This window comes from Streptomyces sp. NPDC018693 (assembly GCF_044391385.1).
In the GTDB taxonomy this organism is placed as follows: Bacteria; Actinomycetota; Actinomycetes; order Streptomycetales; family Streptomycetaceae; genus Streptomyces.
This window is the reverse complement of sequence record NZ_JBIRZZ010000013.1, coordinates 133,410-153,746: the sequence shown is the minus strand read 5'-3', so window position 1 is coordinate 153,746 and position 20,337 is coordinate 133,410. Positions and strand designations below refer to the sequence as shown.

Here is a 20,337-nt window from a genome sequence, read left to right as displayed (position 1 = left end):
GGTCGGCCGCGCCGCAGGTGCGGAACGAGCTGGAGGACGGCCGGTCGCTTGCCGGGGCGTATGTGTACGTCAACCGCCACGGCGTCCTGCACAACGGCTCCTCGGGGACCCCGGAGCAGCAGATCGGCGGCCCCAGGGCTGGGGGTGACAGCGGAAGCCGCCGTCGGCGGCCGTGACGCGTCCGCTACGTCGCCGAGGCGGTCAGATCGCCGCGCCGGGGCGCCGCGAAGCCCTCCAGGGCGGCCCGGGTCAGGCCGGTCGCCTCGGTGACCTCGGTCGTGTCGAGGGCGCCGCAGTCCAGGCCACGCAGCAGGTAGCCGCTGAGCGCCTTGGCGGTGGCGGGCTCGTCCATGACGTCCCCGCCGGCCCGGTTGGCGTAGCGGGCGAGGCGGGTGGCGGCGGCCGTGAAGCCCTCGCGGTAGAAGGCGAAGACGGCGGCGTAGCGGGTGGGGATGTGCCCGGGGTGCATGTCCCAGCCCTGGTAGTAGGCGCGGGCGAGGGCACGCCGGGTGAGGCCGTAGTGCAGCCGCCAGGCGTCGTGCACCTTCTCCGTCGTACCGACCGGGAGGACGTTCGTGGAGCCGTCCGAGACGCGGACGCCGGTGCCCGCGGCGGCGACCTGCATGACCGCCTTGGCGTGGTCGGCGGCCGGATGGTCGCTTGCCTGGTGGGCGGCGGAGACACCGAGGCAGGCGCTGTAGTCGAAGGTGCCGTAGTGCAGGCCGGTCGCCCGGCCCTCGGCGGCCTGGATCATGCGGGCGACGGTGGCGGTGCCGTCGGCGGCGAGGATGGCCTGGCTGGTCTCGATCTGGATCTCGAAGCCGATCCGGCCCGGCGTGAGTCCGCGTGCCTTCTCGAAGGCGTCCAGCAGCCTGACCATGGCGGTGACCTGCTCGGGGTAGGTCACCTTGGGCAGGGTGAGGACCAGCCCGTCCGGCAGGCCGCCGGCCTCCATCAGACCGGTGAGGAAGATGTCGAGGGTGCGGATGCCCCGGTCGCGGACGGCCGCCTCCATGCACTTCATGCGGATGCCCATGTAGGGCGCGGCCGTGCCGTTGGCGTACGCCTCGGCGATCAGCCGGGCCGCGCGGGCGGCGGTCTCGTCCTCCTCGGCGTCCGGGCGCGGCCCGTAGCCGTCCTCGAAGTCGACCCGCAGGTCCTCGATCGGTTCGCGCTCCAGCTTGGCTCGCACGCGCGCGTACACGGGCTCGGCGAGGTCGTCGGGCAGGCCGAGGACGGCGGCGAGGGAGGCGGCGTCCGGGGCGTGCTCGTCGAGGGCGGCGAGTGCCTGGTCGCCCCAGTCGCGGATGGTGTCGGCGGTGAAGGTGTCGCCGGGGACGTAGACGGTGTGGACGGGCTGGCGGGTGCCGGGGTCGCCCGGGTAGCGGCGCTCCAGTTCGGCGTCGACCGGGGCGAGGGAGGCGCTGATCTCTTCACTGACGGCGCCCGCGAGGCTCGTCGCCACCGTCTCCTGATGGCCCTGGCTCATCCCACACCCTCCAGTTTTCCGCTCTACGGAATCAACAATCCGTAGAATGAAGCTAACGGTCGATCTTCCCGCAGGTCAACACCTGGTCCACGGGCTGGTCCCTTCACAGCACTGCGGCCCTCTTTCGCACAGTGGTTCGCTCCCCTCATCCTGACTCGCATGGGGAGGGGGCACACATGACGGGCAGCGGGAGAGTGACGCGCCGCACGGGACTGCGCGGTGCGCTGGCGGCCACCGTCGCCGTCCCCCTGCTCACGACGTTCCGGCCGTCCGACGGGCCGCTCGCACGCCGCACCCCTCAGGAGCCGCCGGACGCCCCACCCCTGGAGGTCATGTCCTTCAACGTCCGCTACGCCGGCACCCAGGAACCCAACAGCTGGGCCGTGCGCCGCCCGGTGATGCGCGCGCTGCTGCGCCGCGCCGCGCCGCACGTCATCGGCACCCAGGAGGGCCAGTACCCGCAACTGAACGACGTGGAGGCCGACCTCGGGCCTCACTACGACTGGATCGGCACCGGCCGCCACGTCGGCGGCGGCGAGATCATGGCGGTCTTCTACGACACCCGGCGGCTCACCCCGGTGGACCACGCGCACTTCTGGCTCTCCGACACCCCCGAGGTACCCGGCTCCAGGAGCTGGGGCGCGGCCCTGCCCCGGACGGTCACCTGGGTCCGCTTCCGTGACCGGCTCGACGGCGGGCGTCAGTTCTGCGTCCTCAACACGCACCTGGACCACGCGTCCGCCGCCGCACGCGCGCGTGCCGCCGACCTGATCGCACGCCGCGTCCCGCGCATCGCCCGCTCCCAGCCCCTGCTGGTGACCGGCGACTTCAACGCCGCGGCGCACACGAGCGAGGTCCACGGCGCACTCCTCGGCGCCGGTCTCGTCGACACCTGGGACACCGCCGAGCGGCGCGGCCCGTCGTACGGCACCTTCCACGGGTACCGGCCGCTGAGGCCGGACGGCGAGCGCATCGACTGGATCCTGGCGACCCCGGACGTGACCGCGTTACGTACGTCGGTGGACACCTACGCGCACGGCGGACAGTGGCCCAGCGACCATCTGCCGGTGCGGGCCACCCTGCGCCTGGGATGAGTGAGGCCCCCGTGACCGGAGCGGTCACGGGGGCCTCATACAGCCGGACGGCGGTGATCAGCCCTTGCGGGCCTTGATCTCCTCGGTGAGCTGCGGGACGACGTCGAACAGGTCGCCGACGACGCCGTAGTCGACCAGGTCGAAGATCGGGGCCTCGGGGTCCTTGTTGACGGCCACGATCGTCTTGGAGGTCTGCATGCCGGCGCGGTGCTGGATGGCACCGGAGATGCCGTTGGCGATGTAGAGCTGCGGCGAGACCGACTTGCCGGTCTGGCCGACCTGGTTGGTGTGCGGGTACCAGCCGGCGTCGACGGCGGCACGCGAGGCGCCGACGGCCGCGCCGAGGGAGTCGGCGAGCGCCTCGATGATCGCGAAGTTCTCCGCGCCGTTGACGCCACGGCCGCCGGAGACCACGATCGCGGCCTCGGTCAGCTCCGGGCGGCCCGTCGACTCACGCGGCGTACGGCCGGTGACCTTGGTGCCGGTGGCCTTCTCGGAGAAGGTCACGGCCAGGGCCTCGACCGCGCCGGCGGCCGGGGCGGCCTCGACGGCCGCGCTGTTCGGCTTGACCGTGATGACCGCGGTGCCCTTGGTGACGCGGGACTTGGTGGTGAAGGACGCGGCGAACACCGACTGGGTGGCCACCGGGCCCTCGTCGCCGGCCTCCAGGTCGACGGCGTCGGTGATGATGCCGGAGCCGATGCGCAGCGCCAGACGGGCGGCGATCTCCTTGCCCTCGGCGGAGGAGGAGACCAGCACGGCGGCCGGGGAAACGGCCTCGACGGCGGCCTGCAGCGCGTCCACCTTCGGTACGACCAGGTAGTCGGCGTACTCGGCGGCGTCGTGGGTGAGGACCTTCACCGCGCCGTGCTCGGCGAGCGTGGCGGCGGTGTCCGCGGCGCCGTTGCCGAGCGCCACGGCGACCGGCTCGCCGAGGCGGCGGGCGAGGGTCAGCAGCTCCAGGGTGGGCTTGCGGACGGCACCGTCCACGTGGTCGACGTAGACGAGGACTTCAGCCATGGGACTTCTTCTCTCCTGCTTGCGAAGTGTGCGGGGCGGTCAGCGGTTGCGGGCCTCAGATGAACTTCTGGCTCGCGAGGAACTCAGCCAGCTGCTTGCCGCCCTCGCCCTCGTCCTTGACGATCGTGCCGGCCGTGCGGGCCGGGCGCTCGGCCGCGGAGTCGACCTTGGTCCAGGCGCCCTCCAGGCCGACCTCCTCCGCCTCGATGTCGAGGTCGGACAGGTCCCAGGACTGAACCGGCTTCTTCTTGGCGGCCATGATGCCCTTGAAGGAGGGGTAACGTGCCTCGCCGGACTGGTCGGTGACCGAGACGACGGCCGGCAGGGAAGCCTCCAGCTGCTCCGAGGCGGCGTCGCCGTCACGGCGGCCCTTGACCGTGCCGTCCTCGACGGAGACCTCGGACAGCAGGGTGACCTGCGGGACGCCCAGACGCTCGGCGAGCAGGGCCGGGACGATACCGCCGGTGCCGTCGGTGGAGGCCATGCCGGAGATCACCAGGTCGTAGCCGGCCTTCTCGATCGCCTTGGCCAGGACCAGGGAGGTGCCGATGGCGTCGGTGCCGTGCAGGTCGTCGTCCTCGACGTGGATCGCCTTGTCGGCGCCCATGGACAGCGCCTTGCGCAGGGCGTCCTTGGCGTCCTCGGGGCCGACCGTCAGGACGGTGACCTCGACGTCGTCGTCGGAGTTCTCGGAGATCTGCAGCGCCTGCTCGACCGCGTACTCGTCCAGCTCGGAGAGCAGACCGTCCACGTCGTCCCGGTCGACGGTCAGGTCATCGGCGAAGTGCCGGTCGCCAGTGGCGTCGGGCACGTACTTCACAGTGACAACGATCCTCAAGCTCACGCCGGCTCTCCTACTGCATCGTCAGTTCTCGGCTGCCTACTTACAGGCAGCATAGGCGCCTGAAGCGGCCGTTCCCGGTCCGGGGCGACCCACGCTCCGACCGAAATATTACTCGTCAGTACACCCAGTTCGTTCCCGCTAAGCAAGCGCTTTGAACTGTGACCTTTGCAACGCAGCGTAACCGGAACCGGACGGCTTCGCAGGCCGGGGCTCCAGTGATCAATCACGCAGCGCGGTGAAGCGGCCCTGGTGGTAGAGCAGGGGCCGGCCGGCACCCGTGGGGTCTCCGAGGACCACCTCGGCCAGCACGATCCGGTGGTCGCCCGCGGGCACCCGGGTGACGACCCGGCACACCAGCCAGGCCAGCACGTCGTCGAGGACGGGGACCCCCTCGGGCCCCTCACGCCAGGAGGTCGGCGCGGCGAAGCGGTCGGCACCGCTGCGGGCGAAGGTGGCGGCCAGGTCCCGCTGGTGCTCGCCGAGTATGTGGACGCCCACATGCTCGGCCCGGGAGAGGGCGGGCCAGCTGGAGGCGCCGGTGCCGATGCCGAAGGAGAGCATCGGCGGGTCGGCGGAGACGGAGGTCAGGGAGGTGGCGGTGAAGCCGACCGGGCCGGCGGCGCCGGGCGCGGTGATCACGGCGACCCCCGCCGCGTGCCGCCGGAAGACGGAGCGCAGCAGATCGGGGGAGGCGAGCCGGGTGGTGCCGAGGAGGTCGGGCAGGGCCGTCATGCAGTTGTCCTTCTGCGGGGAGTGGCGTGGGTGTCCGGGGGCGCTCAACGGCCCGGACAGCGCGCGCTCGCGTTACGGGCGAGGTCGACGTGGACCCGTCCGTGGAGAAGGAGTTCCTGAGGCATACGGTCAGGCTGACGAGGGGTGACGTGTCCAGTCAAGTACGTCCCGCGATGTGGGAGCCGGCTCACTGTGCCGTCGTACGGCGTCACAGGGCCTCGCCGAGCGCCGCGATGACGTCGGCCTTGCGGGGCTGCCCGGCGGCCCGGCGGACGACCCGGCCGCCGGCGTCGAGGACCAGCACGGTCGGTGTCCTGACGATGTCGAGCTCGCGTACGAGGTCGAGGTGGGCCTCGGCGTCGATCTCGATGTGGGTGATGCCGGGGACCAGGCCGGCCACCTCGTCCAGGACGCGTCGGGTGGCCCGGCAGGGCGCGCAGAAGGCGCTGGAGAACTGCACGAGCGTCGCCCGCTCGCCGAGTTCGCCGCCCAGCCGGTCGGCCCCGAGCCGCCTGTCCTCGTCGCGCCCGCGCACCCGCGTCCTCCCGCTCCGTCGCCGTCCGGCCGCCGCCCTGGGCCGGTGCTCCCACCAGCAGCGTACGAGGTGGTCGGCGACCGACGTGACGAGGATCTCGCCGCCCAGGGGCACCAGGACTGGCTGTCCGGCCGTTGATGGGGCACCATCTGGCGAAAGCCGTAAACCTACGGCTGCGTAACTTTCCCGCCGGGAGACCTCTCTTCCAGGCAGAGAGCAAGGAAGGGTCCGCCCCGCCCATGGCAGAGCTTGTCTACCGTCCCGCCGTCGGTCTCGCGAAGACGCTGTTCAAGGTCTGGGACCTCAAGATCGACTGCAAGGGGTCGGAGAACATTCCGCGCACGGGCGGTGCGGTGCTGGTCAGCAACCACATCAGCTACCTCGACTTCATCTTCAACGGCCTCGCGGCGCTGCCGCAGAAGCGCCTCGTCCGCTTCATGGCGAAGGAGTCGGTCTTCCGGCACCGGATCTCCGGGCCGCTGATGCGCGGGATGAAGCACATCCCCGTGGACCGCGACCGGGGCGACGCCGCCTACGCGCACGCGCTTGACTCGCTGCGCTCCGGCGAGGTGATCGGGGTCTTCCCGGAGGCCACGATCTCCCAGTCCTTCTGCCTGAAGAGCTTCAAGTCGGGTGCCGCACGCCTCGCCCAGGAGGCGGGCGTTCCGCTGATCCCGATGGCCGTGTGGGGCACCCAGCGGCTGTGGACCAAGGGCCACCCCCGCAACTTCAGGCGCAGCCACACCCCGATCACCATCCGGGTCGGCGAGGCGATCGAGGCGTCCAAGGACAAGTACGCGGGCGCCATCACCCGCCAGCTGCGCGAGCGGGTCCAGGAACTCCTGGAGGCCGCCCAGCGCGCCTACCCGGTACGCCCCAAGGGCCCCGAGGACACCTGGTGGATGCCGGCCCACCTCGGCGGCACGGCCCCGACCCCGGAACAGGTCCGCGAGGCCGAAACCCGCCGCACCAGCGCCGAGGACCAGGCGGGCTGACCCGGGCGGCACCCGGTTGTCACCGGGTCGCCGCAGCGGCGGGCAGCTCGGTCGGGAGGGTCTGCCAGAGGTGGGGGCGGTCGTGGGCGGCCCGGAGGGCGTTCAGGACGTCCGGGTGGGGGGCGGCGTACAGCTCCGGGTGGTCCAGCTCTCCCGCGGCGGGGTCCGGCAGGAAGGCCAGTCGTTCTCCCTCCAGGGAGAACTGGGCGTTCACTCCGGGTTTGTTGCCGCGGGGGTCCTGGCGGTGCCAGGCGCCGTGGAAGCGGACGGCGACGAGGCCGTGCACCACGTCGAGCTTCTGGTAGCAGAGCGCCGTCGGAATGTCCTCGGCCCGTAGCAGGGCGGCCAGTGCGTGGGCCTTGGCGTAGCAGATCCCGGTGCCCTGGGCGAGGACGTCGGAGGCCCGCCAGGTGACGCGGAGGTCGCCCGAGTCCTGGGAGTGCGGGATCGTGTCGCGGACGAACGCGAAAGCGGCCCGCGCATAGTCATACGAGTCCGCCGACTCCTCGGCGAGATGTGCGGCCGTCTCCCGGACCACTGGGTGGTCGTGGTCGATCACCTCGTCGGCGGCCAAGTACGCGGACAGATCAGGGTCGTTCTGGATCAGCTCCATGCCCGCAGAGCATAGGAAAGCGATCACCCGAGCGTCAATGACTTTTCAGGCGATCGCATACCTATGCATCAGCGGGGACTACCGCGCCATCTCCTCCTTCAGCGCCGCCACGAAGGCGTCCACGTCCTCCTCGGTCGTGTCGAACGCGCACATCCAGCGCACGACCCCCGCCGCCTCGTCCCAGAAGTAGAAGCGGAAGCGCTTCTGCAGCCGCTCGCTCACGTCGTGCGGCAGCTGGGCGAAGACACCGTTGGCCTGCACCGGGTAGAGGATCTCCACCCCGTGCACCGCGCGGACACCCTCGGCCAGGCGCTGGGCCATCTCGTTGGCGTGCCGGGCGTTGCGCAGCCAGAGATCCTTGGCGAGCAGCGCCTCCAACTGCACCGAGACGAAGCGCATCTTGGACGCGAGCTGCATGGACATCTTGCGCAGGTGCTTCATCCGGCGCACGGCGTCCTGGTTGATGACGACCACGGCCTCCCCGAGCAGGGCGCCGTTCTTGGTGCCGCCCAGCGAGAGGATGTCGACGCCGACCGCGTTGGTGAAGGTCCGCATGGGGACGTTCAGCGAGGCGGCCGCGTTGGCTATCCGGGAGCCGTCCAGGTGCACCTTCATGCCGTGCGCGTGGGCGTGCTCGCAGATCGCGCGGATCTCGTCGGGCGTGTAGAGGGTGCCCAGCTCGGTGCTCTGGGTGATCGAGACGACCTGCGGCATCGCGCGGTGCTCGTCCTCCCACCCCCATGCCTGCCGGTCGATCAGCTCGGGGGTGAGCTTGCCGTCCGGCGTGGGCACGGTGAGCAGCTTCAGGCCGCCCATGCGCTCGGGCGCCCCGCCCTCGTCCACGTTGATGTGGGCACTCTCGGCGCAGATCACCGCACCCCAGCGGTCGGTGACCGCCTGGAGCGCGACGACGTTGGCGCCGGTGCCGTTGAACACCGGGAACGCCTGGGCCGTGGGGCCGAAGTGGCTGCGGATGATCCGCTGCAGGTTCTCGGTGTAGTCGTCCTCGCCGTACGCCACCTGGTGGCCGCCGTTGGCCAGGGCCAGGGCGGCCATCACCTCCGGGTGCACTCCGGCGTAGTTGTCGCTGGCGAAACCGCGGACCTGCGGGTCGTGGTGGCGACGTGCGTCGGTCTTGGGAGGGTTCACGGCTTCTCGGTGAGCCACAGGCGCTGTCCGTTCACTTCAGCGGCGGGCTTGTCCCAGACGCCCACGACGGCCTCGGCGAGGTCCTTGACGTCCGTGAAGCCCGCGAACTTCGCGTTGGGGCGCTCGGCGCGCATCGCGTCGTGCACCAACGCCTTCACCACCAGGATCGCAGCCGCCGACGACGGACCTTGTGCGCCCCCTGCCTTGCGGAAGGCGTCGGCCAGCGCCAGCGTCCACGCCTCGGATGCGGCCTTGGCGGCGGCGTACGACGCGTTGCCCGCCGTCGGCTTCGAGGCGCCGGCGGCGCTGATCAGGACGTACCGGCCGCGCTCGCTGCGCTGGAGCGCCTCGAAGAAGGCCAGCGAGGTGTGCTGGACGGTGCGGATGAGCAGCAGCTCCAGGAAGTCCCAGTCGTCGAGGCTGGTCTTGACGAAGGTCTCGCTGCCGCGCCAGCCGCCGACGAGGTGGACCAGGCCGTCGACGTGCCCGAACTCCTTCTCGGTGCGGGCGGCCCAGTCGCGGGTGGAGTCCAGGTCGAGGAGGTCGACCGTCTCGCCGGTGACCGCCGCACCGCCGTGTGCGTAGCGCGCCGCGTCCACGGCCTCGGCGAGCCGCTCCGGGTCGTTGTCGGCGGCGACGACCGTCGCGCCCGCCTCGGCCAGCCTGAGCAGCGCGGCCCGCCCCGCGGGCCCGCCCGCTCCGGCGACCGCGACCACCGCACCGCTGAGAGCCCCGTTCCCCATGGTCTTCGCCTCCGTAGCAGTGTTCTGGACGGGGTCGCTCACGCGGCGGCCCGCTCGGCGCCGTCCGCCACGATGCCCCGGGTCGAGGCGATCACGTGCTTCAGCTTCTTGGACAGCGCCTCATAGAACATGCTCAGCGGAAACTCGTCCGGGAGCACCTCATCGACGAGCCTGCGCGGCGGCTGGGTCAGGTCGAGGGCGTCGGGGCCCTTGGCCCACTTGGAACCCGGGTGCGGGGCGAGATAGGTGGAGACCAGGTCGTAGGCGGCGAACCAGTGGACCAGCTTGGGGCGGTCGATGCCGTCGCGGTAGAGCTTCTCGATCTCGGCGCAGAGCTGGTTGGTGATCCGCGGGGCGCGCTGCCAGTCGATGGAGAGCTTGTTGTCGGTCCAGCGGACCACGTCGTGCTTGTGCAGGTAGGCGAAGAGGAGCTGGCCGCCGAGGCCGTCGTAGTTGCGCACGCGCTCGCCCGTCACCGGGAAGCGGAACATACGGTCGAACAGCACCGCGTACTGCACGTCACGGGCCTGCGGGACGCCGTCGGCCTCCAGCTTCACGGCCTCCTTGAAGGCGGTGAGGTCACAGCGCAGCTCCTCCAGGCCGTACATCCAGAACGGCTGGCGCTGCTTGATCATGAACGGGTCGAACGGCAGGTCACCGTGGCTGTGGGTGCGGTCGTGGACCATATCCCACAGGACGAACGCCTCCTCGCAGCGCTTCTGGTCGTGGACCATCGCGGCGATGTCCTCGGGCAGCTCAAGACCCAGGATGTCGACGGCGGCCTCGGTGACGCGGCGGAAGCGGGCGGCCTCGCGGTCGCAGAAGATCCCGCCCCAGGTGAACTGCGCCGGCGCCTCGCGGACGGCGATGGTCTCCGGGAAGAGGACCGCGGAGTTGGTGTCGTAGCCGGCCGTGAAGTCCTCGAAGGTGATGCCGCAGAACAGCGGGTTGTCGTAGCGGGTGGCCTCCAGCTCGGCCAGCCACTGAGGCCACACCATGCGCAGCACGACCGCCTCCAGGTTGCGGTCCGGGTTGCCGTTCTGCGTGTACATCGGGAAGACGACCAGGTGCTGCAGCCCGTCGCGGCGGTCCGCGGCGGGCTGGAAGGCCAGCAGCGAGTCCAGGAAGTCCGGCTCCTCGAAGCCGCCCTCGGCCCAGGAGCGCAGGTCCTTGACCAGGGCCTGGTGGTAGGCGGCGTCATGCGGGAGCAGCGGGGAGAGCTCCTCGACGGCCTCGGTCACCTCTCGTACGACGGCCTCGACGTCGGCGCGCTCCGGGGCGCCCTCGGCGGTGAGGTCGATCGAGCCGTCCTTGGACTGCCAGGGCCGGATCCGCTCCACGGCATCCTTGAGCCGGGGCCAGGCCGGGTGCTCCACCACCCTGCTCGCCGGAGGAACCTGCTCCCCCGCACCCACCTGCACAAGAATTTCCGTCATGTCCCATCCTCCACGGGAGAAGCTCACGTAAGGACACCGTATGCACAGGAGGATCCCTTCAGCAAGGGGACCCTCAGGAAATCCTCCTGCTCAGCGGCATGGTCACCGCAGTTTTTCCTGTCACCTGGCGACTCGACGGTCGCTTCCCCGCCAAGGTGACGCGGACACCAACTCTGGCGTACCAACGGGTACATGACGGGCGAAGAGCACTAGGCTGCGGCTGCGGTGCCGTCGTCCTACCGGAAGCGAGGCGACCTTGAACTTCCTCACCATCGGCCATCGCGGGGTCATGGGCGTCGAGCCCGAGAACACCGTCCGTTCCTTCGTCGCCGCCGAGCAGGCCGGCCTCGACGTCATCGAACTCGATCTGCACCTGAGCAAGGACGGCGCGCTCGTCGTGATGCACGACGCGGACGTGGACCGCACGACCGACGGCACCGGCCCGATCGCCGAGCAGACCCTCGCGGAGCTGCGCACCCTGGACGCCGGGCGCGGGGAGCGCGTCCCGGTGTTCGAGGAGGTCCTGGACGCGGTGCGGGCGCCGCTGCAGGCGGAGATCAAGGACGTCCGGGCGGCCCAGGCGCTGGCCGAGGTCATGCACGCGCGGGACCTGGTGGACCGGGTGGAGGTGCTGTCCTTCCACGACGAGGCGATCGCCGAGATCGCCCGGCTGGTGCCCGGGGTGCGCACGGCGCTGGTCGGCAGCCGCTACGGCACCGATGTCGTGGAGCGGGCCGTGGCGGTCGGCGCGGGGTCGCTCTGTCTGAACATCCGGCGGCTCACCCTGGAGATCGTCGAGCTGGCCAGGAAGCGGGATCTGCGGGTCTTCGCCTGGGTGGTCAACACCCAGGACCAACTGCGGCTGGTGCGCGCGCTGGGGCTGGACGGCGCGACCACCGACTACCCCGAGATCAAGCGCACCGGCCGCTTCACGGCGTGACCGTCATGCGAGCGGCTTGACCGTCACACGACGGACTTGACCGTCACACGAGGGGCTTGACCAGCAGCTCGAACTGCAGGTCGTCCCGCTGCGGGATACCGAAGCGCTCGTCGCCGTACGGGAAGGGGGTCATCCGTCCCGTACGGCGGTAACCGCGCCGCTCGTACCAGGCGATGAGGTCGTCGCGCACGGAGATCACGGTCATGTGCATCGCGGTGACGCCCCAGGTCGCGCGGGCCTGCCGCTCCGCCTCCGCCAGAACGGTCTTGCCGAGGCCCTCGCCCTGCAGTGCCGGGCTGACCGCGAACATGCCGAAGTAGGCGTGCTCGCCGCGGTGTTCCAGCTGGCAGCAGGCGACGATCCGGCCGTCGCGCTCCACGGTCAGCAGCCGGCTGTCCGGCGACTTGACGACGTCCAGCACACCCTCGGCATCGGTGCGCTGCCCCTGAAGGATGTCCGCCTCCGTGGTCCAGCCGACCCGGCTGGAGTCCCCGCGGTACGCCGACTCGATCAACGCGACCAAGGCGTCCACATCGGCGTCGGTGGCGTCGCGGAAGGTCGGTCCGGCGGTGGCGGTGTCCATACGGTGGATCTCCGATCTCGGGTCGCGGTTCGGGCACCGACGAGGGTAACTCCGCCACCAGGGCCTGTCCGGCGGATCAGGCCGCAGGAAATCGGCGGTGCCTCATCAGCGCGGATGTACGTGCCGACCCCCGCGTCTGCGGCCTGATCCGCAGGACAGGCCCTAGCATCCGCTGCATGGTGCATGTACTGAGCAGCCGCATCCTGCTGCGGCCCACCGATCCCGAGCGGTCCCGGGTCTTCTACGGGGAGCAGCTGGGCCTCGCCGTCTACCGCGAGTTCGGTGCGGGGCCGGAGCGCGGCACCGTCTACTTCCTCGGCGGTGGCTTCCTGGAGCTGTCGGGCCGGGCCGAAGGGCCGCCGGACGGGTCGGTACGGCTGTGGATGCAGGTGGCGGACGCGGCGGCGGCACATGAGGAGCTGCGGGAGCAGGGGGTCGGGATCGTGCGGCCTCCGGTGAAGGAGCCGTGGGGGCTGGTGGAGATGTGGATCGAGGATCCCGACGGCACGCCCATCGTGCTGGTGGAGGTCCCGGCGGACCATCCGATCCGGTACCGGCCCGGGATCTGAGGCCGGTCCGGCCCGGATTTGCCCTGGAGCGCGCTCCAGCTCGTAGCGTCGTCACCGCGTCGTGCCTCACGACCTGCCAGACAACCTGCCTCACACCTGCCTGACGACCTGCCTGACGACCTGCCTCAAGGGGGACGAACGACCGTGCGTTACACACTGTTCGGGAAGACCGGTCTGCGTGTCAGCGAGCTGAGCCTCGGCGCCATGACCTTCGGCGAGGCCGAGGGCTGGGGCATCGACCAGGAGACCAGCGGCCGCATCCTCGACACCTATGCGGACGCGGGCGGCAACTTCGTCGACACCGCGGACATCTACACCGGCGGCAACTCCGAGCGCGTGCTGGGCGCCCTGCTCGACGGGCGGCGCGACGCGTTCGTCCTGGCGAGCAAGTTCACCTGCGCGCCCGGCGAGAAGGACGTCAACGCGGCCGGCAACCACCGCCTCAACCTGGTCCGTTCGGTCGAGGCGAGCCTGAGGCGGCTGCGCACCGACCGGCTCGACGTCCTGTGGGTGCACGCACGCGACAACTTCACGCCGGTCGAGGAGGTCATGCGGGCCCTCGACGACCTGGTCCGCACCGGCAAGGTGCTGTACGTCGGCGTCTCGGACTGGCCCGCGTGGGAGATCGCCCAGGCCAACACCCTTGCCGAGCTGCGGGGCTGGACCGCGTTCGCCGGTTCGCAGCTGCGCTACAGCCTGCTGGAGCGCACCCCGGAGCGGGAACTGCTGCCGCAGGCGCGGGCGTTCGACCTGGCCGTGCTGGCCTGGGCGCCGCTCGCGGCCGGGAAGCTCACCGGGAAGTACCGGCGCGGTGAGACGGGCCGGCTGGGCGAGGACGCCACGGCCGACCCGCGCGAGGAGGCGGTGGTGACGGCCGTGCTGGAGGTCGCCGAGCAGGGCGGCTGGAGCCCCGCCCAGGTGGCGCTTGCCTGGCTGCTCCAGCGGCCCGGCAACATCGTGCCGATCATCGGCGCGACCCGGGAGGCGCAGCTCGCCGACAACCTTGGCTGTCTCGGCGTCCGCCTCGACGCGGACGCCGTGGCCCGGCTGGACGAGGCGAGCGCGGTGCCGCTGGGCTTCCCGCACGAGTTCGTCCGCAACACGGACGTCCTGCGGACCATCTACGGCGACCGCTGGGCGGAGATCGACGACCGGCGCTCCACCTACCGGCGCACGGCGCGGGACGTGCTCTGACGACCTGGCCTCGGACGGGCCGCGCGAAGGCACGTGCCGTGCTCCCGCGGGTGCTCCCCGTGTACCCCCTTGCGCTCGCGTGCGCACCGCGTGACCCGGGCATCGCATTCTGCGACGGAACGCGTACCGCTGCGGGAGGTGCCCGTGCACGGACCGGCTTCGCCCGGCTGGCTGCTGGTGGCGCTGTGCGCGCTCACCGGGGTCTCCTGCCTGCTGCGGATGCACGGCAGCGCCGGGGAGCGGCGCCGGGTCGCGGGCGACGAGGCGCTGATGGGCTTCGGGATGGCGGTGATGGCCGTACCGGCGACGGTGTTCACCCCGCCGGAGTGGGCCTGGCCGGTGTACGCGGCCGTCTTCGGCGCGGCGGCACTGCGCGCGCTGTGGTCGGCCCGTACCGGCGTCCACCACCTGCACCATCTGGTCGGCGCCGCGGCCATGGTCTACATGGCGCTCGCGATGGCCACCACGCCGCGGCAGACCCACGCCCATGGCACTGGAGTGCCCCTGCTCACGGGCGCGCTGCTGCTCTACTTCGCGGCATACGTACTGATCTCCGGGGCCCGACTGGTACCCGCGACGGCGAGCGGCAACGGCGGCCGCACCGCCCTCCGCTGGGGCGAGCGCCCCGAACTGGCCCGGGTCTGCCGACTCTCCATGGGCATCGGAATGCTGGCCATGCTGCTGACGATGTGACACGGCTGCTCAGGGCGGGCCGGCGGCACGGGTGTGGTCGTACGGTGGCCTCGTACCCCATGAGTCGGCGAGGATCACACTATGCACACCGCGACCGTCGACGCCCCGCCCCGACCGACCGGCCACCGCACCGCCGTCCGCGCCGCGACGCTCCTCGGCGTGTGCTCCGTGCTGCTGCTCGCCCTGGTGGCGGTGGCCTGGCACCCGCTGGTCTCGGTCGACGGCGACATCAGCCGCACCACCCACCGGTGGGCCGTCGACGCGCCCGGTCTCACCCATGCCTGCCGGATCCTCACGGACTGGGTCTGGGACCCGGTCACCATGCGACTGCTCAGCGCGGCGGTGGCGGTGTGGCTGGTGTGGCGGCGGGCGGCATGGTGGACGGCGGGCTGGCTGACGGCGGTCACCTGGTCGGGGACCCTGCTGGGGCAGGGCCTGAAGGCCGCGGTCGACCGCGCCCGCCCGGTGTGGCCCGACCCCGTCGACTCCGCCCACTACGCCGCCTTCCCCTCCGGCCACGCCATGACCGCCATGGTGGTCTGCGGCCTGCTGCTGTGGCTCCTGCACCGCCACGGCGCGGGCCGCACCCTGTGGCGTACGGCGGTGACGGTGGCGGCGGTCTCGGTGGTGGGCGTCGGCCTGACCCGGATCTGGCTGGGCGTCCACTGGCCCACGGACGTCCTCGGCGGCTGGATCCTCGGCGGGGCCCTGGTCGCCCTGGCGGTGGCCGCACACCAGCGGTGGCGGCCCTGAACGGGCGGCGCTACCGCTCTGTGGGCCCGTCGGACCTCCTGCGGTCCTCACCTAGGTCGTCGACCCGGACGGGCTGCTCCGCTCGCCGCCCGGCGCAGCGCGCATGTGGCCTGTGCGGGCGGCGGTGACGTCCTGGCGGCCGGGCAGGTCTCCTTCTGCCGTACGACCGGCGGCTGGGCCGTGGCCGAGGTGAGCAACCAGTCCACCGGCCACGCCCGGACCCCGAGTGCTGGCCGGCGCTCGCGGACGCTCCGGACCGGCCGGCCCGGCGGCTTCACGCACGCGCTGGTGTTCCGGCGGTGCGAGGGGTGCGAGAAGCGCAACGTGGCGCGTGAGGGCGTCTTCGTGTGCGTGCTGTGCGACCGCGCTCTACCGAGCGGGCTCTGGTGCGTGCAGATGCAAGGCGGAGGAGGGCGTCGACGCGATGGTGGTCCCCCCACCCGCGTGAAGCCGAGCGTGGGGAGTGGGCAGCCGACGACCACGCGGCAGCTGCACGTGCCAGAGCCCGCGACGCCGACATGATCCGCCGGACAGGCCCTAGCATCGGGCCCATGGTGAGCGTCCTGTTCGACTTCTCCGGCACCCTCTTCCGTATCGAGTCCAGCGAGTCCTGGCTGCGCACGGCCCTGGCCGACACCGGCCGTACGCTCCCGGAGGCCGAGGTCGCCGCCACGGCGCGGGCCCTGGAGGAGGCCGGGGCGCTGCCCGGCGGCGCCGCACCGGTGCGCGTGCCGGATGAGCTGGCCGAGCTGTGGCGCACCCGGGACCGGAGCGCCGAGCTGCATCGGGCTGCCTACACCGGGCTCGCCCGCCGTGTGCCGCTGCCGGATCCGTCCCTGTACGACGCGCTGTACGACCGGCACATGGCGCCGGCCGCCTGGACCGCGTACCCCGACGCCCTGGACGTACTGGGCGCGCTGCGGGAGCGCGGGATCGGCGTGGGCGTGGTCAGCAACATCGGCTGGGATCTGCGCCCGGTGTTCCGCGCGCACGGCCTCGACCGGTACGTCGACGCCTATGTGCTGTCGTACGAGCACGGCGTCCAGAAGCCGCACCCGCGGCTGTTCGCGGCGGCCTGCGAGGCGCTCGGCAGCGACCCGCGGCAGACGCTGATGGTGGGCGACGACCGGCGCGCGGACGGTGGCGCGGCGGCGCTGGGCTGCGCGGTGCACTTCGTGGACCATCTGCCGGCGGCGGACCGCCCTGACGGCCTGCGGCCGGTGCTGGATCTGGTGGACTGAACGGCGATCCGGTTCGGCGGCGCGCCCCGTTGAGGGGCTTTCTTGGCGGACCTCTGGGACGAACATGCGTCCGTCTCGGACGATCCCCCGCGTCGCCCGAGACGGACGGAAGCCCGGCCGGGCCCGCAAGGGGTCGGCCGGAACGCGTTGAGTATAGTTGGCTGGCAGCCAGTCAACGCAGGAGTCCAGGATGTCCCCGCGCAGCGCTTCGGTCAATGAGGAATTGCGGCGCCGTTCCCGGGAGCGGCTCCTGCAGGCGGCGCTTGAACTGGTCGGCGAGCGTGGCTACGAGGCCACGACCTTGGGTGACATCGCGGACCGGGCGGGCTCGGCGCGCGGACTGGTGTCGTACTACTTCCCCGGCAAACGCCAGCTCGTGCAGTCGGCCGTGCACCGTCTGATGCACCGCACGCTGGAGGAGGCGCTGGAGCGGGAGCCGCGCACCGAGGACGGCGGCGAGCGGATGGCGCGGGCCATCGACGCGGTGCTGGGGCTGGCCCGGGACCACCCGGTGCTGATGCGCCAGCACATGGCGGGGCTGCTGGACACCGAGGGCTTCGTGCGGTGCCCGGAACAGCAGCGGCTGGCCGAACTGCTGCGCGACACCGTGGCGCGGCACGGCTCACGCGACGTGGACGCCGACTATCCGATGCTGCGCTCCCTGCTCATGGGCTCGGTCTACGCGATGGTCCTGCCCAATGTGCCGATGCCGATCACGACACTGCGCGCGGAGCTGTTCCGGCGCTACCGGCTGGACTGGGCGCAGGGGGTCCCGCCGGACACCGAGGCGCCCGGCGGGACGTACGGGACCGATCCGTCACGGTTCTTCGCGACGGACGGGCCGCGGGGTCAGCGGAAGTAGTTCGGCTGCGTCTGGACGTTGAGCTCGGACAGGCGTACGCGCTGCGCCGGGTCCGTGCGGCGGTCGGTCAGCTTCAGGACGTCGAAGCCCTTGGCCATGTCGTTGGAGTAGATGTAGCCGTTGTAGTAGTACGCCGACCAGGAGCCGCCGCTGCTGAGCCGCTCGGTGTTGAGCGGGCCACGCTCGAAGTAGGCGATCTCCTTCGGGCGGGCGGAGTCGGTGAACTCCCAGACGGAGACGCCGCCCTGGTACCAGCCCTGGACCATGATGTCGCGGCCCTTGACCGGGATCAGCGAGCCGTTGTGGGCGACGCAGTTCTCGGTGTCGGCCTGGTGGCGCGGGATCTTGTAGTAGCTGCGGAAGACCAGCTTGCGGTGGTCGCCCTTGCCGACGATGTCGTAGATGCCGTCGGCGCCGCGGTTCGGGCCGATGGCCGCGTTGCAGGTGGCGGCGCCGCCACCGCCCAACTCATCGGTGAACACGACCTTGTTGGCCTTCTGGTTGAAGGTCGCCGAGTGCCAGAAGGCGAAGTTGACGTTGTCCTGGACCTGGTCGATGACCTTCGGGCGCTCGGGGTCCTTGATGGAGAACAGGATGCCGTCGCCCATGCAGGCGCCCGCGGCGAGGTTCTGCTCCGGGAGCACCGTGATGTCGTGGCAGCCGGTGGTCTTGGACACGCCCGGATTGGTGGGCGCGCCGGGGTTGCCGCCGCCGTCCGGGCCCTCACCGGGGAAGAGCACGGGGAAGCCCACCACGGCCGCCTTCTGCGGGGCCTTGCGCGGCACCTTGATGACGGAGATGCCGTCGTGCGGCGGCTGGCAGTCGGGGTACGCGGCGTTGGGCGAGTACGAGGAGACGTAGATGTAGACGTTGTCGCGCTTCGGCAGCAGCGTGTGGGTGTGCGAGCCGCAGGCGGTCTCGACGGCGGCGACGTACCTGGGGTTCGCCTTGTCGCTGATGTCGAAGATCTTCATGCCCTCCCAGGAGGACTTGTCGGTCGCGGGCTGGGTGGTGCTGTTGCAACTGCTGTCGCTGCGTGAGGAGTCGGTGGAGAGGAAGAGCAGGTTGCCGGAGACGGAGATGTCGTTCTGCGCGCCGGGGCACAGCACCTGGGCGACCGTCTTGGGCGCGCGGGGGTTGCTGATGTCGAAGATGCGGAAGCCGTCGTAGTTGCCGGCGAAGGCGTACCTGCCCTGGAAGGCGAGGTCCGAGTTGGTGCCGCCGAGGGCGTCCTTGGGGATGTTGACGAGGTGTTCGACGTTGGCGGAGTGGACGATCTCGTCCTGGCCGGGGATCTCGCCCGCAGCGATCGCCTCGGCGGTGCGGGCCTGTGCGCTGGTCGACACGTCCTGCTCGGCGGCCGGCGCGTCGCCGGGGTCCGGGGTGGCGGTCGCGGGGGCCGCGGTCAGCAGGGCGGCCAGGAGACCGACGGCGGTCGCCGCGACTCCCAGTCGTCTGTGCCGTGTGCGGAGATCGTTCAACAGGGTCACTGTGTCCTCCCTCGTTGCCGTTCGCTCGGGAACGGTGCACGGTCCTCCGAAGTATTGTCTTAGTCATGCTCAGATCAACAGGGGGCAACAGCTTCGTCACACAACTTTTCGATCAGTCATGTCCCCGATCGGGCAGGGTTGTTGGGAGTCACTCAGTTCGCCTGCCGTAGGAGGTCGTTGTGCTCTTCCGCCGTGCGCCCCTCGTCACCACCGCCGCCGCACTGGGCGTACTCGCCCTGGTGGGCTGCGACACGGACGCCGATGCCGGACCGAAGGGCACGACCGGGCCCTCGGTGATCGTGCCGGGCGCGCCGGGCGAGGCCAACCGGACCCTGTCCGCCGAGGAGGCGGAGCAGCAGCGGGCGGACGACGACACACCCAACGGGGCGGACGTGACATACGCCCGGATGATGATCACGCACCACCGGCAGGCCCTGGAGATGACCGAACTCGCCCCGGCTCAGGCCGGGTCGGGCGACGTCAAACGCCTCGCGGCGCGGATCAGCGCCGCCCAGGGACCCGAGATCGAGGCCATGCGCAGCTGGCTGACGACACATGGCGAACCCGAGACGGGCGGGGGGCACGAGCAGCACGCCACGATGCCCGGCATGGCGACCGAGGCACAGCTCGCCAAGTTGCGCGCGGCGCGTGGTGCGGCCTTCGACGAGCTGTTCCTGAGCTTGATGATCACCCATCACCAGGGGGCGATCACCATGGCCACGGACGTCAAGGGCCAGGGCAACAACACGCTGATCGAGGAGATGGCCGACGACGTGGTCGCCCAGCAGACCAGCGAGATCGAGCGGATGCGGCAGTTGCGGTGAGCGGGTGAGGGTGGCGTGGCGCGCGACGGCTGTACCCGGTGGCGTAGATCACCGCGAGAACGGGGTCCACGCCCTCTTCCTGCCCCGCGCGGTACTCCTGCGCGACCAGGCACTCGAAGGGGCAGGGGCGCTCAGCCGTCCCCGAGCCGGACGGCCTGGTGGTCGGCGGCGGACAGGACGCCGTCGAGAAGTCCGGGGAAGAGGGCGTCCAGGTCGTCCTTGCGCAGGCCGTTCATCTTGGCGGTGCCCCGGTAGATCTGGCGGATCACCCCGGCCTCACGCAGCACCCGGAAGTGGTGCGTGGTGGTCGACTTGGTGACCGGGAGGGCGAACTGCGAACAGCTCAGCTCGTCGCCGCCGACGGCGAGCTCTCGTACGATCCGCAGCCGCATCGGGTCGGAGAGCGCGTGCAGCACGGACTCCAGCCGGATCTCCTCACGCTGCGGATGCGGAAGGTCACGGCTGCTGACGGCGGGGGCGGTCACGGTGACTCCAGTTCCTCGGGGCCTCCATTGTACGAGCACCCTCGTAGTTTGAC

24 protein-coding genes are annotated in these 20,337 nt (G+C 71.2%); 11 read left to right on the top strand and 13 right to left on the bottom strand.

Annotated features, from left to right (window positions below):
- The first annotated feature begins 17 nt into the window (after positions 1 to 17).
- Complete coding sequence (locus tag ACH5AC_RS29200; protein ID WP_398865180.1) at positions 18 to 176, top strand: hypothetical protein; 159 nt, start codon at positions 18 to 20, stop codon at positions 174 to 176.
- A gap of 8 nt (positions 177 to 184) precedes the next feature.
- Here ACH5AC_RS29200 and ACH5AC_RS29195 read toward each other — a convergent pair whose 3' ends face one another.
- Positions 185 to 1,489: a DUF6986 family protein gene (locus ACH5AC_RS29195; protein ID WP_398865179.1), complete on the bottom strand. Its 1,305-nt coding sequence runs from the start codon at positions 1,487 to 1,489 to the stop codon at positions 185 to 187.
- A gap of 176 nt (positions 1,490 to 1,665) precedes the next feature.
- Here ACH5AC_RS29195 and ACH5AC_RS29190 point away from each other — a divergent pair, with 176 nt between their 5' ends.
- Positions 1,666 to 2,583 (top strand): endonuclease/exonuclease/phosphatase family protein, encoded by a 918-nt coding sequence (locus tag ACH5AC_RS29190; protein ID WP_398865178.1) that lies wholly within the window; start codon positions 1,666 to 1,668, stop codon positions 2,581 to 2,583.
- A 57-nt stretch (positions 2,584 to 2,640) separates the two neighbouring features.
- On the opposite strand, the gene ACH5AC_RS29185 is transcribed toward ACH5AC_RS29190, so the two are convergent.
- The 4 genes from ACH5AC_RS29185 to ACH5AC_RS29170 all read right to left on the bottom strand — a co-directional run bounded on the left by ACH5AC_RS29185 (position 2,641) and on the right by ACH5AC_RS29170 (position 5,714).
- On the bottom strand, positions 2,641 to 3,603 hold the full coding sequence (locus ACH5AC_RS29185) for an electron transfer flavoprotein subunit alpha/FixB family protein (protein ID WP_398865177.1): 963 nt from the start codon (positions 3,601 to 3,603) through the stop codon (positions 2,641 to 2,643).
- A gap of 55 nt (positions 3,604 to 3,658) precedes the next feature.
- Complete coding sequence (locus tag ACH5AC_RS29180; RefSeq protein WP_398865176.1) at positions 3,659 to 4,447, bottom strand: electron transfer flavoprotein subunit beta/FixA family protein; 789 nt, start codon at positions 4,445 to 4,447, stop codon at positions 3,659 to 3,661.
- A 219-nt stretch (positions 4,448 to 4,666) separates the two neighbouring features.
- Positions 4,667 to 5,179 (bottom strand): flavin reductase family protein, encoded by a 513-nt coding sequence (locus ACH5AC_RS29175; RefSeq protein WP_398865175.1) that lies wholly within the window; start codon positions 5,177 to 5,179, stop codon positions 4,667 to 4,669.
- Between the two features lie 208 nt (positions 5,180 to 5,387).
- The gene (locus ACH5AC_RS29170) at positions 5,388 to 5,714 is read right to left on the bottom strand and encodes a thioredoxin family protein (RefSeq protein WP_398865235.1); all 327 of its coding nucleotides are present in this window, start codon (positions 5,712 to 5,714) and stop codon (positions 5,388 to 5,390) included.
- Between the two features lie 239 nt (positions 5,715 to 5,953).
- Here ACH5AC_RS29170 and ACH5AC_RS29165 point away from each other — a divergent pair, with 239 nt between their 5' ends.
- Positions 5,954 to 6,709 (top strand): lysophospholipid acyltransferase family protein, encoded by a 756-nt coding sequence (locus tag ACH5AC_RS29165; RefSeq protein ID WP_398865174.1) that lies wholly within the window; start codon positions 5,954 to 5,956, stop codon positions 6,707 to 6,709.
- A gap of 19 nt (positions 6,710 to 6,728) precedes the next feature.
- Here the strand turns inward: ACH5AC_RS29165 and ACH5AC_RS29160 are convergent, their stop codons facing one another.
- From ACH5AC_RS29160 to ACH5AC_RS29145, 4 genes are all read right to left on the bottom strand, one after another.
- A complete protein-coding gene (locus ACH5AC_RS29160; RefSeq protein WP_398865173.1) occupies positions 6,729 to 7,322 on the bottom strand; it encodes a transglutaminase domain-containing protein in 594 nt (197 codons plus the stop codon).
- A gap of 78 nt (positions 7,323 to 7,400) precedes the next feature.
- Entirely contained in the window at positions 7,401 to 8,471 is a 1,071-nt protein-coding gene (locus tag ACH5AC_RS29155) for a threonine aldolase family protein (protein ID WP_398865172.1), read from the bottom strand.
- Positions 8,468 to 9,214 (bottom strand): SDR family NAD(P)-dependent oxidoreductase, encoded by a 747-nt coding sequence (locus ACH5AC_RS29150; RefSeq protein WP_398865171.1) that lies wholly within the window; start codon positions 9,212 to 9,214, stop codon positions 8,468 to 8,470. Before ACH5AC_RS29150 ends, ACH5AC_RS29155 begins: the two co-directional genes overlap by 4 nt.
- 38 nt (positions 9,215 to 9,252) lie before the next feature.
- Positions 9,253 to 10,650: a DUF6421 family protein gene (locus tag ACH5AC_RS29145; RefSeq protein WP_398865170.1), complete on the bottom strand. Its 1,398-nt coding sequence runs from the start codon at positions 10,648 to 10,650 to the stop codon at positions 9,253 to 9,255.
- A gap of 256 nt (positions 10,651 to 10,906) precedes the next feature.
- Here ACH5AC_RS29145 and ACH5AC_RS29140 point away from each other — a divergent pair, with 256 nt between their 5' ends.
- A complete protein-coding gene (locus tag ACH5AC_RS29140) occupies positions 10,907 to 11,590 on the top strand; it encodes a glycerophosphodiester phosphodiesterase (RefSeq protein ID WP_398865169.1) in 684 nt (227 codons plus the stop codon).
- Positions 11,591 to 11,633: 43 nt separating this feature from the next.
- Here the strand turns inward: ACH5AC_RS29140 and ACH5AC_RS29135 are convergent, their stop codons facing one another.
- Positions 11,634 to 12,173 (bottom strand): GNAT family N-acetyltransferase, encoded by a 540-nt coding sequence (locus ACH5AC_RS29135; protein WP_398865168.1) that lies wholly within the window; start codon positions 12,171 to 12,173, stop codon positions 11,634 to 11,636.
- 176 nt (positions 12,174 to 12,349) lie between these two features.
- Here ACH5AC_RS29135 and ACH5AC_RS29130 point away from each other — a divergent pair, with 176 nt between their 5' ends.
- From ACH5AC_RS29130 to ACH5AC_RS29105, 6 genes are all read left to right on the top strand, one after another.
- Positions 12,350 to 12,742 carry a VOC family protein gene (locus ACH5AC_RS29130; RefSeq protein ID WP_398865167.1) on the top strand — a complete coding sequence of 131 codons (393 nt, stop codon included), beginning with the start codon at positions 12,350 to 12,352 and terminating at the stop codon, positions 12,740 to 12,742.
- A gap of 144 nt (positions 12,743 to 12,886) precedes the next feature.
- Positions 12,887 to 13,936 carry an aldo/keto reductase gene (locus tag ACH5AC_RS29125; RefSeq protein ID WP_398865166.1) on the top strand — a complete coding sequence of 350 codons (1,050 nt, stop codon included), beginning with the start codon at positions 12,887 to 12,889 and terminating at the stop codon, positions 13,934 to 13,936.
- A gap of 144 nt (positions 13,937 to 14,080) precedes the next feature.
- Positions 14,081 to 14,629 carry a DUF5134 domain-containing protein gene (locus ACH5AC_RS29120; protein WP_398865165.1) on the top strand — a complete coding sequence of 183 codons (549 nt, stop codon included), beginning with the start codon at positions 14,081 to 14,083 and terminating at the stop codon, positions 14,627 to 14,629.
- A gap of 81 nt (positions 14,630 to 14,710) precedes the next feature.
- Entirely contained in the window at positions 14,711 to 15,382 is a 672-nt protein-coding gene (locus ACH5AC_RS29115; RefSeq protein WP_398865164.1) for a phosphatase PAP2 family protein, read from the top strand.
- Positions 15,383 to 15,933: 551 nt separating this feature from the next.
- Entirely contained in the window at positions 15,934 to 16,623 is a 690-nt protein-coding gene (locus tag ACH5AC_RS29110) for an HAD family hydrolase (RefSeq protein ID WP_398865163.1), read from the top strand.
- 190 nt (positions 16,624 to 16,813) lie between these two features.
- The gene (locus ACH5AC_RS29105) at positions 16,814 to 17,485 is read left to right on the top strand and encodes a TetR/AcrR family transcriptional regulator (protein ID WP_398865162.1); all 672 of its coding nucleotides are present in this window, start codon (positions 16,814 to 16,816) and stop codon (positions 17,483 to 17,485) included.
- Here ACH5AC_RS29105 and ACH5AC_RS29100 read toward each other — a convergent pair.
- Positions 17,473 to 18,975 (bottom strand): LVIVD repeat-containing protein, encoded by a 1,503-nt coding sequence (locus ACH5AC_RS29100; protein ID WP_398865161.1) that lies wholly within the window; start codon positions 18,973 to 18,975, stop codon positions 17,473 to 17,475. The genes ACH5AC_RS29105 and ACH5AC_RS29100 overlap by 13 nt on opposite strands.
- Positions 18,976 to 19,154: 179 nt before the next feature.
- Here ACH5AC_RS29100 and ACH5AC_RS29095 point away from each other — a divergent pair, with 179 nt between their 5' ends.
- On the top strand, positions 19,155 to 19,799 hold the full coding sequence (locus ACH5AC_RS29095; RefSeq protein ID WP_398865160.1) for a DUF305 domain-containing protein: 645 nt from the start codon (positions 19,155 to 19,157) through the stop codon (positions 19,797 to 19,799).
- Here the strand turns inward: ACH5AC_RS29095 and ACH5AC_RS29090 are convergent.
- On the bottom strand, positions 19,702 to 19,908 hold the full coding sequence (locus ACH5AC_RS29090; protein ID WP_398865234.1) for a DUF6214 family protein: 207 nt from the start codon (positions 19,906 to 19,908) through the stop codon (positions 19,702 to 19,704). The two genes, ACH5AC_RS29095 and ACH5AC_RS29090, sit on opposite strands and share 98 nt — an antisense overlap.
- 22 nt (positions 19,909 to 19,930) lie before the next feature.
- A complete protein-coding gene (locus ACH5AC_RS29085; protein ID WP_398865159.1) occupies positions 19,931 to 20,284 on the bottom strand; it encodes an ArsR/SmtB family transcription factor in 354 nt (117 codons plus the stop codon).
- Between the last annotated feature and the right edge of the window lie 53 nt (positions 20,285 to 20,337).

Coding starts and splice junctions, on each gene's coding strand:
- ACH5AC_RS29195 (WP_398865179.1), bottom strand. CDS start 1,489: ATGAGCCAGGGCCATCAGGAGACGGTGGCGACGAGCCTCGCGGGCGCC.
- ACH5AC_RS29190 (WP_398865178.1), top strand. CDS start 1,666: ATGACGGGCAGCGGGAGAGTGACGCGCCGCACGGGACTGCGCGGTGCG.
- ACH5AC_RS29185 (WP_398865177.1), bottom strand. CDS start 3,603: ATGGCTGAAGTCCTCGTCTACGTCGACCACGTGGACGGTGCCGTCCGC.
- ACH5AC_RS29175 (WP_398865175.1), bottom strand. CDS start 5,179: ATGACGGCCCTGCCCGACCTCCTCGGCACCACCCGGCTCGCCTCCCCC.
- ACH5AC_RS29165 (WP_398865174.1), top strand. CDS start 5,954: ATGGCAGAGCTTGTCTACCGTCCCGCCGTCGGTCTCGCGAAGACGCTG.
- ACH5AC_RS29160 (WP_398865173.1), bottom strand. CDS start 7,322: ATGGAGCTGATCCAGAACGACCCTGATCTGTCCGCGTACTTGGCCGCC.
- ACH5AC_RS29150 (WP_398865171.1), bottom strand. CDS start 9,214: ATGGGGAACGGGGCTCTCAGCGGTGCGGTGGTCGCGGTCGCCGGAGCG.
- ACH5AC_RS29145 (WP_398865170.1), bottom strand. CDS start 10,650: ATGACGGAAATTCTTGTGCAGGTGGGTGCGGGGGAGCAGGTTCCTCCG.
- ACH5AC_RS29135 (WP_398865168.1), bottom strand. CDS start 12,173: ATGGACACCGCCACCGCCGGACCGACCTTCCGCGACGCCACCGACGCC.
- ACH5AC_RS29130 (WP_398865167.1), top strand. CDS start 12,350: ATGGTGCATGTACTGAGCAGCCGCATCCTGCTGCGGCCCACCGATCCC.
- ACH5AC_RS29115 (WP_398865164.1), top strand. CDS start 14,711: ATGCACACCGCGACCGTCGACGCCCCGCCCCGACCGACCGGCCACCGC.
- ACH5AC_RS29110 (WP_398865163.1), top strand. CDS start 15,934: ATGGTGAGCGTCCTGTTCGACTTCTCCGGCACCCTCTTCCGTATCGAG.
- ACH5AC_RS29105 (WP_398865162.1), top strand. CDS start 16,814: ATGTCCCCGCGCAGCGCTTCGGTCAATGAGGAATTGCGGCGCCGTTCC.